The organism is Vibrio sp. SALL6, assembly GCF_002002385.1.
Classification (GTDB): domain Bacteria; phylum Pseudomonadota; class Gammaproteobacteria; order Enterobacterales; family Vibrionaceae; genus Vibrio; species Vibrio parahaemolyticus.
On sequence record NZ_MQVK01000006.1, the window covers coordinates 84,202 to 97,840 of the forward strand.

A 13,639-nucleotide genomic window follows, 5' to 3' on the forward strand; every position below is an offset into this window, starting at 1 on the left:
AAATTATTGACTCGGTCTTACATTTTCCGTGTAACAGAGTGTGGGTTTTATTTAAGTTCTCTCATGTGACTCGAAAACCGTTTTAATTTTTTTTGACGAAAAAAAACTCTCTGAAATGCTGAGTGTGATGCTTTTGCACGTGGTGTAAATCTGATCATCTTATCTGGTGCAAGAGCAGCTTATGTTCACGAAAGAACATGAATCCAAGGATTGAGAGAGAAGTTATGATTCGATTTAACCTATGTGCAGCTGGGGTTGCTTTAGCGCTATCAGGTGCTGCAGTCGCAGCTCCGACCGCACCAAGTGTCGATATGTACGGTTCTAATAACCTTCAATTTTCTAAAATTGAACTGGCTATGGAAACCACATCTGGCTACTACGACATGGTGAAATACCATGACCAAGCTAAAATCACCGTTAAATTCAACCAGTGGAGCGGTACACCTGGCGACACTTACAACATCTATTTTGATGGCGTAAAAGTCGCAACAGGCGCTATCACTGGCGGCCAAACCACAGCAACATTTGATTACGGCCAAGGCGGCTTGTACCAAATGGAAATTGAAGCGTGTGATGCTACAGGCTGTTCGAAAAGTGCTCCTGCAGAAATCACCATCGCGGATACAGATGGCTCTCACTTGAAGCCACTAACGATGAACGTTGATCCAAACAACAAAACATACAACACCGACCCTAGCGTCGTGATGGGTACGTACTTTGTTGAATGGGGCATCTATGGTCGTAACTACACCGTAGACAATATGCCAGCCGACAACTTAACTCACATCCTTTACGGCTTTATTCCAATCTGTGGTCCAAACGAATCTGTTAAGTCTGTTGGTGGTAACAGCTTTAACGCTCTTCAAACTGCATGTCGCGGTGTGCCTGATTACGAAGTGGTAATTCATGACCCATGGGCCGCTTACCAGAAGAGCTTCCCGCAAGCTGGCCACGAGTACAGCACGCCTATCAAGGGTAACTACGCAATGCTAATGGCATTGAAACAACGTAACCCTGATCTAAAAATCATCCCATCTATCGGTGGCTGGACACTGTCTGACCCATTCTACGATTTCGTTAATAAAGCGAACCGCGACACATTCGTGGCCTCGGTTAAGAAATTCCTGAAAACTTGGAAATTCTACGATGGTGTAGATATTGACTGGGAATTCCCTGGTGGCGGCGGTGCTGCAGCAGATAAAGGCGACCCAGTAAACGATGGTCCAGCTTACGTTGCATTGATGCGTGAACTGCGCGCAATGCTAGATGAGCTAGAAGCAGAAACTGGCCGTACTTACGAGCTAACTTCAGCAATCGGTGTCGGCTACGACAAGATTGAAGACGTAAACTACGCAGATGCCGTTCAATACATGGACTACATCTTCGCGATGACTTACGACTTCTACGGCGGCTGGAACAACGTTCCTGGTCACCAAACAGCACTTTACTGTGGTTCGTTCATGCGCCCTGGTCAATGTGACGGCAGCGGCGTAGATGAAAACGGCGAAGCTTACAAAGGCCCTGCGTACACAGCAGATAACGGTATCCAACTTCTTCTTGCTCAAGGCGTTCCTGCGAACAAGCTAGTCCTTGGTACTGCAATGTATGGCCGTGGCTGGGAAGGCGTAACACCAGATACGCTCACTGATCCAAATGACCCAATGACAGGTACTGCGACAGGTAAACTGAAAGGCAGCACTGCACAAGGTGTTTGGGAAGATGGCGTAATCGACTACAAAGGCATTAAGTCATTCATGCTAGGTGCAAACAACACTGGCATTAACGGCTTCGAGTACGGCTACGATGCACAAGCTGAAGCACCATGGGTATGGAACCGTACAACGGGTGAGTTGATCACATTTGATGACCATCGCTCAGTGCTAGCAAAAGGTAGCTACGCGAAATCTCTGGGTCTTGCGGGTCTATTCTCTTGGGAAATCGACGCTGATAACGGCGACATTCTCAACGCAATGCACGAAGGTATGGCTGGCGGTGTGGTTCCTCAACCAAACCGTAAACCAACCGCAGCAGCTGGCGCAGATCAATCGGTAACTGGCCCTGCAAGTGTGGTTCTAGATGGTAGCCTATCGAAAGACTCTGACGGCACTATCGCGAGTTACGCGTGGGAACAAGTATCTGGCACAGCAGTGGTACTAGCAGGCGCAAACACAGCGAAAGCAAGCTTTGATGCAGCAGAAGTTACTGTTGAAGAGCAATTAACTTTCAAGCTGACAGTGACTGACAACGAAGGTGCAACGGCATCTGACCTTGTTGTAGTAACTGTGAAGCCAGCAGGTGTGGTTGACCCAGTGAACAACGCACCAGTAGCGCAAGTTGTTGCTCCAGCAACAGCAAACGCTGGTGACGTTGTGGTTGTAGATGCATCTGCGTCTAGCGATGCAGACAACGATACTCTTACTTTCAACTGGACTCTGCCTCAAGGTCTAAACGCAACGGTAAACGGCTCTAAAGTGACATTCACTGCTGCGGAATACCCGCAAGACACAAGCCTAAGTTTCACTGTAAGTGTGAGCGACGGTAAAGCGTCTTCATCGGCAAGCGCGACAGTGGTTGTTGCACAGCACACAACCGATCCAAACCCAGGTACTTGTGACAACGCATGGGATGCGAGCGCAGTGTACACAGGTGGCAACCAAGTGACTCACGCAGGTAAAACGTGGGAAGCGAAATGGTGGACTCAGGGTGACGATCCAAGCAAGTCTGGCGAATGGGGTGTATGGAAAGAAGTTGGCGTAGCTAACTGTAACTAAGCCTAACATTCTGAGTGTAAACCTTGCACTCACAGAAGCTAAAGCTAAAGCTAAAGCTAAAAACGAAAAAGGACAGCCCCCGGCTGTCCTTTCTTTTTTCATTGTGATTAAACATCATTAAGCCAATAACTACACGCGTTCAATCAAGCGGTCGAAGCCGCTAAATACTTGCTCACACTTCATGACTCGCCCATGGCCTTGACCTTGTGTTGTCACCAACTCAACATTTTCAATCTCGTCAGCGGCTTGAGCGGAAATACTGTGTTTAGTGAATTTATCTTTCTCATCATGCACGATGATCGTGGGTGCCGCTCGCTCCGAGAGTCGCTTCAGAGGGTCGATCGATTGCAATGGGTAGCCATACTGATCTTCCACTTCCGATACCACCGCTTTGAACAGTTTCATTGAATAGCCAGAACGCGCAATGCTGCCAAACAAGTTCTCTACGTAATTCAACACTGGCGCAATCAATAGCAGTGGCTTGTTTTCCAACTTATGATGACGGCACTCAAGTGCAGACGCCGTTCCCATACTATGTCCAACCAATCCGGCGACGCCTTCTTCTACCGAGTCGAGAACCTCTTCCAAGCCACGCACAAAGCCCGGAATATGGCCATATTGACCATCACTTTCACCATGTGCTGGATGATCGTAAGCCAACGCTGTAAATCCACAAGCCGCGATATGTTCCATCAACGGATAAAACTGGCTCGCCGTGCCCGACCAACCATGAGTCAGAACCCACACAGGCCCCTGACCCAACGAATACGTTTTGATAGCCCCAGTGTGCCCTTGGATTTCTGCTTTAACTAATCCTTGTGGCTCCGCATTTTTTGGTTGCGTACGCGCTGGAGTAAGCAGCAGTTTTCGCGCCGTTTTCTTCGCATGCGATGGGGCTAATGTGTGGTGCAAGCGGGTACTGATGTTGACGAGACTGCGCTTCACACTAAAACGCTGCGAGGTATTAAAATAGATTTTCTCACTCATGATCTTTTCCTTAGTTATCAGCACACTTAGCAAAAATAGAACGGTCGTGCTTTTTATACTGATAAGAAAGAGCGAACTCTGTCGCTCTTTAAAATGAATCTTCGTTACCCGTAGACGGTGTTAACCTCTCCATCGAGCAAGCAAGTTGTCGATGCCTTGCCAAAATAGGCGTAAGCTCTCTTCCTCACCTTTGATCGAATAGAAAACATGCGCGCTCAGGTACTGCCCGTATAAATCGAACGTCGCCTGACGAGTATCTAAGTCGCTTATAAACTCTTGGTTTTCTTTGCCTTTCGCAATTTGAATTTCTAGATAACTTAACCAAGTATCAATCGCTTTACGTAATGCCGCTTGTAACGGACAATTTTTGTCTGCGGCATCATTCCACGCATCAAGGAACATACAGCTGCCTTGAAATGAATGGTTCCACGTCATCCAAGAATCCAACAACCCTCGGATTTTCCGCTCAATATTACCATCACCAAGCCCGCGTGCAGGTTCAATCACTCTTTCAGCAAACACTTGGTTTGCGTACTCAAGCACGGAAAGCTGCAAATTCAACTTGGAATTAAAGTGAGCAAACAGACCACTTTTGGACATGCCACACTGCTTCGCTAGTTCGCCAATGGTGAGGCTTTCTAAGCCGTCTTCACTGGCAATTTCAAATGCGCGCTGCAGAATGAACTCTTTCGTTACTTTTCCTTTTTTCATAACTGTAGTTTTAGCACGGTCGTTCTTTTTTGCAATGAAGAGTTAACTGGTCTAACCATCTATCCATGTCATTTTCTCGCTAAGATCGACCTATTGAGTGGGTTAATAGATGCGGAATCAAGAAGTTTGAAGTGAGTCTTAAATTCAGACATTGCTAAGGTTCAAGCTGCAATGTGTTGATTTTTTCATGCATGAAGTGCGTCGCGAACTGTTACTTTCGCTGAAGTTTTTTATTCATTTAGGTAAGTAACGTATGGCGACAAACCGAAAAATAGCCAGTTTAGAATTTGCACGCATCATTGCCATGGTGGCAATTGTCGGGCTGCATTGCCAAATGGCCCTCACTTATTGGCAGTGGGATGGCGTACCTTGGGTTGGTTATCTTCTTAATCAGCTCGCTCGTTTTGCGGTTCCACTTTTTTTCCTTATTTCTGGTTACCTTATCCAACCTAAGCTGAGCAGCAATCCACTCGAAACTTTAGCCAACTATGCGAAACCTCTAATGAAAATTTGGTTGGTTTGGAGCGTGATCAGCTTACTCATGCCGTTCCAATGGCAAGTCGTAGCAGAAGCGGGATACCTTGCTGAACGACAAGGCTACTGGGGATACTTAGCGTCTGCACCACTGAATTCATTACTAGAAGGCGGGCTTGTCCACCTGTGGTTTATTCCAGCATTGGTGATTGCGGTCGCTATCATCGCCTGCTTAGTTCGAATTGGCATGACGCAGTTACTGCTTCCAACAGCAGTGCTGCTTTACGTCTATGGTGTTTTGGCAGGCAGCTATGCACCTCTCACCGATTTACCTGCTCCGTTTTTCACTCGTAATGGGCCATTTTTCAGTACCTTGCTTGTGGTACTTGGCTACTTGATTCGAGAAAAACAGTGGCTTTGGTCACGCAACAACACCATTCGCCTGATTCTCCTCGGTATGGCTCTGCACTTTGGTGAAGCCTACTGGTTGATGCAATACGATGTGGCCTTCAACTCTAACGACTTCTTGTTTGGCACCGTCATTTGGTCGCTCGGCGTGTTCATGTGGCTGTTAGTTCATCCTAATTTTGGCAACATGCCATGGGTATTCAAGTGGGCCCCAAGTGTTTTAGGCGTTTACGTGAGCCATCTGTTGGTCATTATTGTCATGATGAACATAGCGGGCTTTTTAGGATTACAAGACTTAGCAAAAGATGCCTTCTTGTTTCCTGCCACTCTCGTCGTGACCTTGTTGTTGGTAAGGGCAATTGAAGCATCCCCACTGAAAAAAGCCCTACTCCGCTAAATGGATTCAGCAATACGCTAACACTAAAGTGTTAGCGTATTGATTTTTAAAGTGAGAGTTCTCTCTCACTCACCAAAATTTGACTTTCTAATCCTTCAGAATTTGCCGTCACTCACAAAAAACATTGTTCATTTGCTTTAGATTGACCCGACTATTACAACATTGCTCATTAAACGGAGGCTGTATGTGGGCAGGTCAGGGACTCATTCCTTTTCTAGAAATTAGCCATTGGCTAACTTATGGTTTATACGCTGTTGCGATCTTATTTGGCGCGGCGAGCATTGCGTCACTCAGAAAATAGTGGCGCAAGCTACCCAAATCTTAACTCCTACTGTTAATTCGAGCTCTCTCACAACTAACCCCTTAATTTATGGCTAATATTTCTCCAACAAGACAAGGGAGAAATGTCTATGCCAATCTATCCTATTGTGGCTTTCTGCTGTTTGTTGTTCTCAAGGTCCAGCTTTGCAGCGGCATCCGGTGATCTTAATCTGGTGAACTCCGCCGTAGGCTATATCGCTCTCATTCTTTTCTCGATCGCTTATATTCTGGTCATGCTCGAAGAGTATTTGAAGATGAGAAAATCCAAACCTGTACTTCTCGCGGCAGGTCTGATTTGGATTTTGATTGGTTACACCTTCGCCCAGCACCACCAGCAAGACGTGGCAAAAGCGGCGTTGGAACATAACCTACTTGAGTACGCCGAGCTGCTGCTGTTTTTGCTCGTCGCAATGACCTACATAAACGCGATGGAAGAGCGCAAACTCTTTGATGCTCTACAAGCGTGGATGGTCGGGAAAGGGTTCGGGTTCAAAAAGCTGTTTTGGCTGACGGGCTTTCTGGCGTTTGTTATTTCTCCAATCGCAGATAACTTAACCACGGCCCTTTTGATGTGCGCGGTGGTAATGAAAGTGTCTGGCGACAATCCAAGGTTCGTCAATCTTGCTTGCATCAACATCGTTATCGCAGCCAACGCGGGCGGGGCATTCAGCCCATTTGGTGACATTACAACCTTGATGGTTTGGCAAGCCGGGCACGTGCGGTTCTCTGAATTCATGCCTTTGTTTGTCCCTTCTCTAATCAACTATGTCGTGCCAGCGTTTTTAATGTCCCTTTTTGTACCGAACACCAAACCCAATACCATCCACGAGCATGTCGAATTAAAACGTGGCGCAAGGCGCATTGTGCTGCTGTTTGTCCTCACGATCGCTACGGCTGTCTCCTTCCATGCTGTTCTTCACTTCCCACCCGTGGTTGGCATGATGATGGGCTTGGCGTACCTACAATTCTTCGGGTACTTCTTAAGAAAAACCCTCAAACATTCGCTCGCGAAAAAAGCGGCCATGGCGATTGCGAATGGGGACGATCATGCGCTGAAACGTTTAGGCTCTGTCGTACCGTTTGACGTATTCCATCGTGTTTCTCGCGCCGAATGGGATACCTTGCTGTTCTTCTATGGCGTCGTGATGTGCGTAGGTGGCTTGAGCTTGCTCGGTTATCTCGAATTGGTTTCAAACGTCATGTACACCCAATGGAATCCGGTTTGGGCGAACGTGATGGTCGGTGTGCTTTCTGCCATTGTCGATAACATTCCGGTCATGTTTGCGGTACTAACGATGGACCCAAGCATGTCCACTGGTAACTGGTTGCTTGTTACGCTCACTGCGGGCGTAGGGGGTAGTTTGTTGTCGATTGGTTCTGCCGCGGGTGTGGCTTTAATGGGCGCAGCGCGTGGCCAATACACTTTCTTTGGCCATTTAAAATGGACGCCCGTGATCGCTCTGGGCTACGCCGCCAGTATTGCCGCTCATTTGTGGATGAACGGCGGCTTGTTTACCTAATCCCAATGACACGCCTAGCTACTTAGTCTAACGATCCGATGGATGGTTAACGCCATCCATCACTTCAATATCACCCAATTCGTACGGGTTAACGCCCTCTAAACATCCCACGTTGTAACCGTACTCACTTGGATCTGATCGGCGTTGATGGTGTGTGTAAATGCCACATTCACTACAGAAAAAATGCTTCGCGGTATGCGTATTAAATTGGTAGAGCTTTAAAACATCGTCACCTTGAACAATACGAATACCACTCAAAGGTACTGAAGCCACAATCGCACCTCGACGACGACACATAGAGCAATCACAGCGTCTCAGCTTTTCAATTCCGTTGGGTAACGTCAGTTCCAGTTCGACTTTTCCGCAGTGACAGGTCAGTCGATGCAGGGGGTTAATTTGAGTGTTGCCAACTTGCTTAATCATCGCTTTTCCTTGTTGTTTTTATTCATGTGTACATTATGTTAAACAGCTTAACATCATCATAATCTTGTCCAAAAACTCGACATTGGTCACTTTTCGCGACATTTTATCGGTCGATTTATTAGTCGCTATTTTGGTGACTGTTTACCGCGTTCGATAGGCAGATTGTCTCCGCCGCGGTTTTTAAACCAAGGAAATTGTTTTATGGATAAAGATCATAGCCTAAGAGAAAACCTCTTGGCTCTGACGCTCGGTAGCGCGTTGGTGTCACTTGGGGTGATATTTTTCAGCAAAGTAGGATTACTGACTGGCGGCACTGCTGGCTTGGCCATCTTTCTGACCAAAGTCAGTGACTTCAGTTTTGGTCAAATATTTTTCGCCCTTAACCTCCCTTTTTATATTCTGTCTGTGATGCGCATGGGCTGGAGGTTTACGGTTAATACCTTTATTGCCGTTTCTATTGTCTCCTTCGCGGTCGACCATCTGCACCACGTGATCGAAATTTCCCGAATCGAACCTTTTTACGCAGCGTTGTTGGGCGGTGGATTGATCGGTATTGGTATGCTGGTGATATTTCGTCACAAGATGAGTTTGGGCGGCTTTAACATTTTGGCCTTGTACCTTCAGGAACGCTTTGGGATTCGAGCGGGCAAAATTCAGATGGCGCTCGATTGTGCCATCGTGGTGATGTCGCTGTTTATTGTGGATGTGCACCTTATCGCTCTCTCCGTTCTTGGTGCCATTGCGACCAACTTGATTTTGGCGATGAACCACAAACCTGGACGATACCAGCCAAAACCGCAAACGGCATAATCAACACCTAGAAATACGAAAGTGTTTAGACAGCCAAAAAGCCCCTAGCCATTAGCTCGGGGCTTTTTGCTGTGGCGGTAAACCTACGCCAGTTCGCTGGTTGTGCAATATTGCTGCACCTGCGCATCCAATTGTTTTTTGCATTGCTGGCTAAGTTGAAAATGCACTTGCATCAATAAGTCATGCGCATAAAAAAGCTCAAACGCATCGCCGCCGTTTTGCAGACAAATGGCTTCACATCGTTCAGCATGCACTTTGGCTTCTTTAGGTGCATCGGCTTTCAGCAAGCTCATCGCCAAACGATATTCTGCGCGCTCTTCCTGCATCCAACCGCCCGCTATTTTCCAATAATCCAGTGCTAGCCTTGCAGACTCTAACATCCTCGCTTTCTGCTCGTCAGTACGCTCTGAGAGCTCTTCATACTGACAAGCCAAGTTGTTTGCGGTGATTGCGATCGAACGCGCTAGCACCTCTTCTGCATCGTGTGGTGTCATTCCTAATGCGGCTTTCGCCAACCATTGACTTGCTGGTTCAAGCTGAGTAAGAGCAGAAAGTTCGTTCGCAATAAGAGAGAACACGCGACGCTGATCTTGCTCCTCTAGCAATGCCACATCCTCAGTGTCATCGACAAAAAAGCGTGCAACGGCGATGCTACGTTGAAACGCCAAACTCTCGGTAATGGCGCGATCATCTAAGCGGTCTAAACAGGCAAGAAATCGTTCGGGATGCTCAAGGTGACCAATTGCGGTGTGTAGCATCAGTGCAACTATTCGCTCAACTTGGCTGAGCGCTTCCACCTCATTCAGCGCCGTTTCTAGCTGAGCATAAACCTGTTCTGGCTTTTCCTCGTGCAGCTGCCAACACTCACTCATGAATGCATCAAAATCCATTTTGAAAAACATGCCCTTGTTATCCTTTGTTATCTTGTTCGTAAACAAACCACTCTACACAATTCTCAACCGTGCGTTGCACGCCAAACAACAATATGAGAATCGCCTCACTTAAAGTGGTGTACCTTGCTCTAATGCGAGCAAACGTTGTTTGCGTTCTACCCCACCAGCATACCCAGTCAGTTTGCCACTTTTACCAATAACGCGATGACAAGGCACCACAATGGAAATAGGGTTCTTGCCATTTGCTAACCCAACCGCACGCACGGCTTTCGGGTTGCCAATCGCGTTGGCGAGATCTTGATAGCTCCACGTCTCGCCGTATGGAATGGTCGTTAACGCATGCCACACTTGATTTTGAAAATCGGTACCAGTCGCTGCCAAAGGCAAATCAAATTCGTTGCGCAGACCCGAAAAGTATTCGTCCAACTGGGTGACGGCTTGGCGCAAAATCGGATGCTGATCATCTCTTCGCCCCAATTCACTTGGCTTGGTGGTACAAGTCTCAAACCAAATGCCAAGTAAGCCCTCAGCGTTAGATTGGATAGTGACCGCACCTAGTGGGCTCGGCATCTCGGTATAAACTGTGTTCATGATTGATTCCATAAGTGAAACGTCGCGTAGCTTCCCCAAGGGGCTGCGGTGTGCGTATTGAGTGATGGGTAGCGCTGCATCGCTTTTTTCACCACTAAGTCTTTATCTAAAAAGCAATCGGGTTGGGATTGCCCACGCAGTTGAGCATAACTAACCGTCCAAGGTCCAATGCCTTTCAACGCTAACCATTGTTGCGGATCCGTCTCCGCGTTGCTTTGCATAAACTGAGCGAAACGCACCAATGTCTCTTTACGACTTTGCGGCATCCGCAAAAAACTCACGTCGGCATTCGCAATCGCATCTGGTGTCGGGAAAAAGCGCTTGTCAGCATCACCACAGAGCATTTTTACCAATAAGTTAAGCTGGCCTATCGCGGCCTTGACCGACACTTGTTGACCAAGAATGGCTCTAACCCCGGCTTCCCAAGCATTCCACACTCCAGGAATCCGAATGCCTCGGTTCGAAACAAGCCCCGGTGCCACATAATCCAAATGCTGCTCGACAGTACAGATATCGGTGTCGAGATCGAACATACGCCGCACTCCAGACACTAAATTTTGCAGCTTCGCAACTTCTTCAATTTCGAATTCAAGCTCAAGGTTTCCTTCACCTTTGTTCGCCTTAAACCACGCTTTGCTGTTATCCAGACAAACGTTGCGTTGGTAACTCTCGCCGCTCACCCGCTCCACGCCCTCAATGGCTCTTAGTCGGTAAAAATCCAGCATGTGTTGCCAATTCAACTCACCACGATAAGACAACGCAATTCGATTCGTGCTCACGCCATCAAATTCTCTTCGACGAACTTGAGAAGGCGTGAGCTTCAGAAACTTTTGGAATGCATCGTTGAAACGGCGCGTGCTGTTAAAACCAGCGGCGAAGCCGACTTCCGTAACCGACATCGAACTGGAATGCAGCAACTGTTTGGCGAACATTAACTGCTGATATTGCGCGTACTGTTTTGGTGACATGCCGAGATACTGCTCGAACAACATACGCAAGTAACGATCAGAAATACCAACGCGCTCTGCCAGTTCAGACACCGAATGGTGATGCAGCTCTCCTCGATCAATCAACGAAATCGCGCGTTGAAATGTTGTTTCTACGCCTTTCCATGCCCACGATCCCGGTGCGCTGTCTGGACGACAACGCAAACAAGGACGATAACCCGCTTTAAGTGCTTGGGCTTTATCGGTGAAGTACTCTACATTTTCTTCTTTGGGTAGGTTCGCCGGACAAATCGGTCGGCAGAAAATCCCTGTGGTTTTTACCGCGACGTAAAATCGACCATCAAAACGGCTATCTCGCGACACTCGCGCCTTTTGGCACTGCTCGAAGGTCAACGATGTATGAGGATGGATAAACATGAAGCGATCCTTGCTCGTGCATTCTGTGAAAACAACTCGATATAACTTCATTGTAGAACGCAGAACAAATGAAGATTAGCCATTTTCGGAACTCAATATTGAGATTTATTGGCATTAGCGAATTTGTACACTAAAGTTAAATCCAGAACATCACAACAACGTCGGCTAAAGGGAATTGGCATGGACTTACATACTTGCGTAATTGTACTAAGAAACCAAAAGGTTATTACCAGTAAATCCGTTGATCACTCCATTGGGATCATCGAACGTGACTCAGGTAACGAAATTTCAGAAATTCAAATCAATGCCACAGATGGCGTGAATATTCGGACCTATCACTACAACAATGTCGAGGAGTCGTTAGAAAGTTTGATGAACCTTTGATCTTCTACTTTGGACACACCTTTCTCCCTTGTAATCGTGAAAGCAATGAGCACAGCCCCCTGTGCTCTTTTTTTTGTGCGTTTTGATCAACAATATCTTTTCTCTCACAGACCAAATCCATCGAAATTTACGACTTAGTTGTCGTTAAAACCGCTAAATTAGCCAATCTTACTCCCAATAAATTACAGATAAGCGTCTGAGCAAAAACGTTAAAATATACTAATTCGAATTTATTGAACGAGAAGGTCAAATAAAGCCAATTAATAACCTCATCAACCACGCCTAAACTGTTCTCAACAGCTCAGGAGCAGACACACTCCCACTGAAACAAACATATCGAGGACAGCACCATGAAAGCACTTTTACACAAAATCACGACATCACAATCAGGTTACAGCGCACTGGCACTACGTATCCCTATCGGCATCATCTTTATGGCGCACGGCGCTCAGAAACTGTTTGGTTGGTTTGGCGGCTACGGCTTGGAAGGCACAGGACAATGGATGGCATCAATTGGACTTGGCCCTGGCGTATTGATGGCATTTCTTGCTGGTAGCGCAGAATTTTTCGGCGGCTTGTTTATTCTACTTGGTTTGCTGACACGCCCTGCGGCAGTCGCACTCTCATTCACTATGGTTGTGGCGATTTTCTCAGTGCACTTCGAAAACGGCTTATTTATGGCAAACAACGGCTACGAATTTGGCCTAGCTCTGCTAGCAGCAAGTGTTTCATTGGCCTTTTCTGGCGCAGGTAAAGCGGCGTTAGATAATTTCCTAAACAAAAAATTCTCCTAACCACGGACACTGGAGGCACTGATGATCACCATACGACACGCCGAAGACCGAGGTCGAGCAAACTTTGGCTGGCTAGACAGCAAACATACGTTTTCTTTTGGTAGCTACTACGATCCAAAACATATGGGCTTTTCTGAACTGCGAGTCATCAACGATGACTTAGTTCAACCCAACGCAGGCTTTGATACTCATGGTCACAGCGACATGGAGATCATCAGTTATGTGCTAGAAGGTGTTATTGCGCACAAAGACAGTGAAGGCAATGTACAAACGTTACCTGCGGGAGAGTTTCAGCTGATGTCGGCAGGTAAAGGCATTTACCACAGCGAATACAACGCATCAGAAACAGACCCTTTACGCTTTTTGCAAATTTGGATTCAACCTAACACCTTTGGGAATAAACCGGGCTACCAGCAAAAAGATTTTGGACGTAATGCAGGGTTAACCACCATTGCAACCCCAACGGGAGAGAGTGGCACACTGCACATCAAACAAGATGCGTATTTGTATCAATTGATTTTGGAGCCGAATCGCGAACTCGCCTTCGACATCCACTCTGGAAGAAATGTTTACGTTCATCAAGTATCCGGAGAGCTGCATATCGACAACACCCTGCTAACGGGCGGTGATGGCGCTAAAATCGAAGCACAGAGCAAGGTGACATTTCGTAACCTGACCAATCAATCAGTTACTGCGCTAATCTTTGACTTGCCGTAACTATCGGTTCATAGATATCGAACTATCGCTATCCGGTGATAAATCTCGCTTAAAAAGAAAGCCCCCAAGGCAAA

At 46.9% G+C, this 13,639-nt stretch carries 13 protein-coding genes; 7 read left to right on the forward strand and 6 right to left on the reverse strand.

Annotated elements, in window-relative coordinates; translation table 11 throughout:
* Positions 1-224 precede the first annotated feature (224 nt).
* Entirely contained in the window at positions 225-2,771 is a 2,547-nt protein-coding gene (locus tag BIW15_RS02285; protein ID WP_005497676.1) for a glycosyl hydrolase family 18 protein, read from the forward strand.
* 129 nt (positions 2,772-2,900) lie between these two features.
* On the opposite strand, the gene BIW15_RS02290 is transcribed toward BIW15_RS02285, so the two are convergent.
* Both BIW15_RS02290 and BIW15_RS02295 read right to left on the reverse strand, forming a co-directional pair.
* On the reverse strand, positions 2,901-3,758 hold the full coding sequence (locus tag BIW15_RS02290; protein WP_021450398.1) for an alpha/beta fold hydrolase: 858 nt from the start codon (positions 3,756-3,758) through the stop codon (positions 2,901-2,903).
* Between the two features lie 120 nt (positions 3,759-3,878).
* Positions 3,879-4,469, reverse strand: coding sequence for a TetR/AcrR family transcriptional regulator (locus BIW15_RS02295; protein ID WP_005468576.1), 591 nt, complete (start codon positions 4,467-4,469; stop codon positions 3,879-3,881).
* Between the two features lie 253 nt (positions 4,470-4,722).
* Here BIW15_RS02295 and BIW15_RS02300 point away from each other — a divergent pair, with 253 nt between their 5' ends.
* Both BIW15_RS02300 and nhaD read left to right on the forward strand, forming a co-directional pair.
* Entirely contained in the window at positions 4,723-5,748 is a 1,026-nt protein-coding gene (locus tag BIW15_RS02300) for an acyltransferase (RefSeq protein ID WP_005497674.1), read from the forward strand.
* 410 nt (positions 5,749-6,158) lie between these two features.
* Positions 6,159-7,589 carry a sodium:proton antiporter NhaD gene (gene nhaD, locus BIW15_RS02305; RefSeq protein ID WP_143694953.1) on the forward strand — a complete coding sequence of 477 codons (1,431 nt, stop codon included), beginning with the start codon at positions 6,159-6,161 and terminating at the stop codon, positions 7,587-7,589.
* A 27-nt stretch (positions 7,590-7,616) separates the two neighbouring features.
* Here nhaD and BIW15_RS02310 read toward each other — a convergent pair whose 3' ends face one another.
* The gene (locus BIW15_RS02310) at positions 7,617-8,012 is read right to left on the reverse strand and encodes a GFA family protein (RefSeq protein WP_077280493.1); all 396 of its coding nucleotides are present in this window, start codon (positions 8,010-8,012) and stop codon (positions 7,617-7,619) included.
* Positions 8,013-8,213: 201 nt separating this feature from the next.
* Between BIW15_RS02310 and BIW15_RS02315 the strand changes: the two genes are divergently transcribed.
* A complete protein-coding gene (locus tag BIW15_RS02315) occupies positions 8,214-8,822 on the forward strand; it encodes a YitT family protein (RefSeq protein ID WP_005464880.1) in 609 nt (202 codons plus the stop codon).
* Between the two features lie 83 nt (positions 8,823-8,905).
* Here the strand turns inward: BIW15_RS02315 and BIW15_RS02320 are convergent, their stop codons facing one another.
* The 3 genes from BIW15_RS02320 to BIW15_RS02335 form a co-directional block, all read right to left on the reverse strand.
* On the reverse strand, positions 8,906-9,724 hold the full coding sequence (locus tag BIW15_RS02320) for a hypothetical protein (protein ID WP_005464915.1): 819 nt from the start codon (positions 9,722-9,724) through the stop codon (positions 8,906-8,908).
* 99 nt (positions 9,725-9,823) lie between these two features.
* Complete coding sequence (locus BIW15_RS02330) at positions 9,824-10,306, reverse strand: methylated-DNA--[protein]-cysteine S-methyltransferase (RefSeq protein ID WP_005464913.1); 483 nt, start codon at positions 10,304-10,306, stop codon at positions 9,824-9,826.
* A complete protein-coding gene (locus tag BIW15_RS02335; RefSeq protein ID WP_029822161.1) occupies positions 10,303-11,670 on the reverse strand; it encodes a DNA-3-methyladenine glycosylase 2 family protein in 1,368 nt (455 codons plus the stop codon). The genes BIW15_RS02330 and BIW15_RS02335 overlap by 4 nt, the downstream gene beginning before the upstream one ends.
* 180 nt (positions 11,671-11,850) lie before the next feature.
* Here BIW15_RS02335 and BIW15_RS02340 point away from each other — a divergent pair, with 180 nt between their 5' ends.
* The 3 genes from BIW15_RS02340 (at position 11,851) to BIW15_RS02350 (ending at position 13,565) form a co-directional block, all read left to right on the forward strand.
* Positions 11,851-12,054, forward strand: coding sequence for a hypothetical protein (locus tag BIW15_RS02340; RefSeq protein WP_005464930.1), 204 nt, complete (start codon positions 11,851-11,853; stop codon positions 12,052-12,054).
* Between the two features lie 350 nt (positions 12,055-12,404).
* The gene (locus BIW15_RS02345) at positions 12,405-12,848 is read left to right on the forward strand and encodes a DoxX family protein (RefSeq protein ID WP_005464911.1); all 444 of its coding nucleotides are present in this window, start codon (positions 12,405-12,407) and stop codon (positions 12,846-12,848) included.
* Between the two features lie 21 nt (positions 12,849-12,869).
* Positions 12,870-13,565: a pirin family protein gene (locus BIW15_RS02350; protein ID WP_077280494.1), complete on the forward strand. Its 696-nt coding sequence runs from the start codon at positions 12,870-12,872 to the stop codon at positions 13,563-13,565.
* Positions 13,566-13,639 lie beyond the last annotated feature (74 nt).

Bases quoted from the DNA above. Each gene is read 5' to 3' on its own strand.
- BIW15_RS02285 (WP_005497676.1), top strand. From the start codon at position 225: ATGATTCGATTTAACCTATGTGCAGCTGGGGTTGCTTTAGCGCTATCA.
- BIW15_RS02290 (WP_021450398.1), bottom strand. From the start codon at position 3,758: ATGAGTGAGAAAATCTATTTTAATACCTCGCAGCGTTTTAGTGTGAAG.
- BIW15_RS02295 (WP_005468576.1), bottom strand. From the start codon at position 4,469: ATGAAAAAAGGAAAAGTAACGAAAGAGTTCATTCTGCAGCGCGCATTT.
- BIW15_RS02300 (WP_005497674.1), top strand. From the start codon at position 4,723: ATGGCGACAAACCGAAAAATAGCCAGTTTAGAATTTGCACGCATCATT.
- nhaD (WP_143694953.1), top strand. From the start codon at position 6,159: ATGCCAATCTATCCTATTGTGGCTTTCTGCTGTTTGTTGTTCTCAAGG.
- BIW15_RS02310 (WP_077280493.1), bottom strand. From the start codon at position 8,012: ATGATTAAGCAAGTTGGCAACACTCAAATTAACCCCCTGCATCGACTG.
- BIW15_RS02315 (WP_005464880.1), top strand. From the start codon at position 8,214: ATGGATAAAGATCATAGCCTAAGAGAAAACCTCTTGGCTCTGACGCTC.
- BIW15_RS02320 (WP_005464915.1), bottom strand. From the start codon at position 9,724: ATGTTTTTCAAAATGGATTTTGATGCATTCATGAGTGAGTGTTGGCAG.
- BIW15_RS02330 (WP_005464913.1), bottom strand. From the start codon at position 10,306: ATGAACACAGTTTATACCGAGATGCCGAGCCCACTAGGTGCGGTCACT.
- BIW15_RS02335 (WP_029822161.1), bottom strand. From the start codon at position 11,670: ATGTTTATCCATCCTCATACATCGTTGACCTTCGAGCAGTGCCAAAAG.
- BIW15_RS02340 (WP_005464930.1), top strand. From the start codon at position 11,851: ATGGACTTACATACTTGCGTAATTGTACTAAGAAACCAAAAGGTTATT.
- BIW15_RS02345 (WP_005464911.1), top strand. From the start codon at position 12,405: ATGAAAGCACTTTTACACAAAATCACGACATCACAATCAGGTTACAGC.
- BIW15_RS02350 (WP_077280494.1), top strand. From the start codon at position 12,870: ATGATCACCATACGACACGCCGAAGACCGAGGTCGAGCAAACTTTGGC.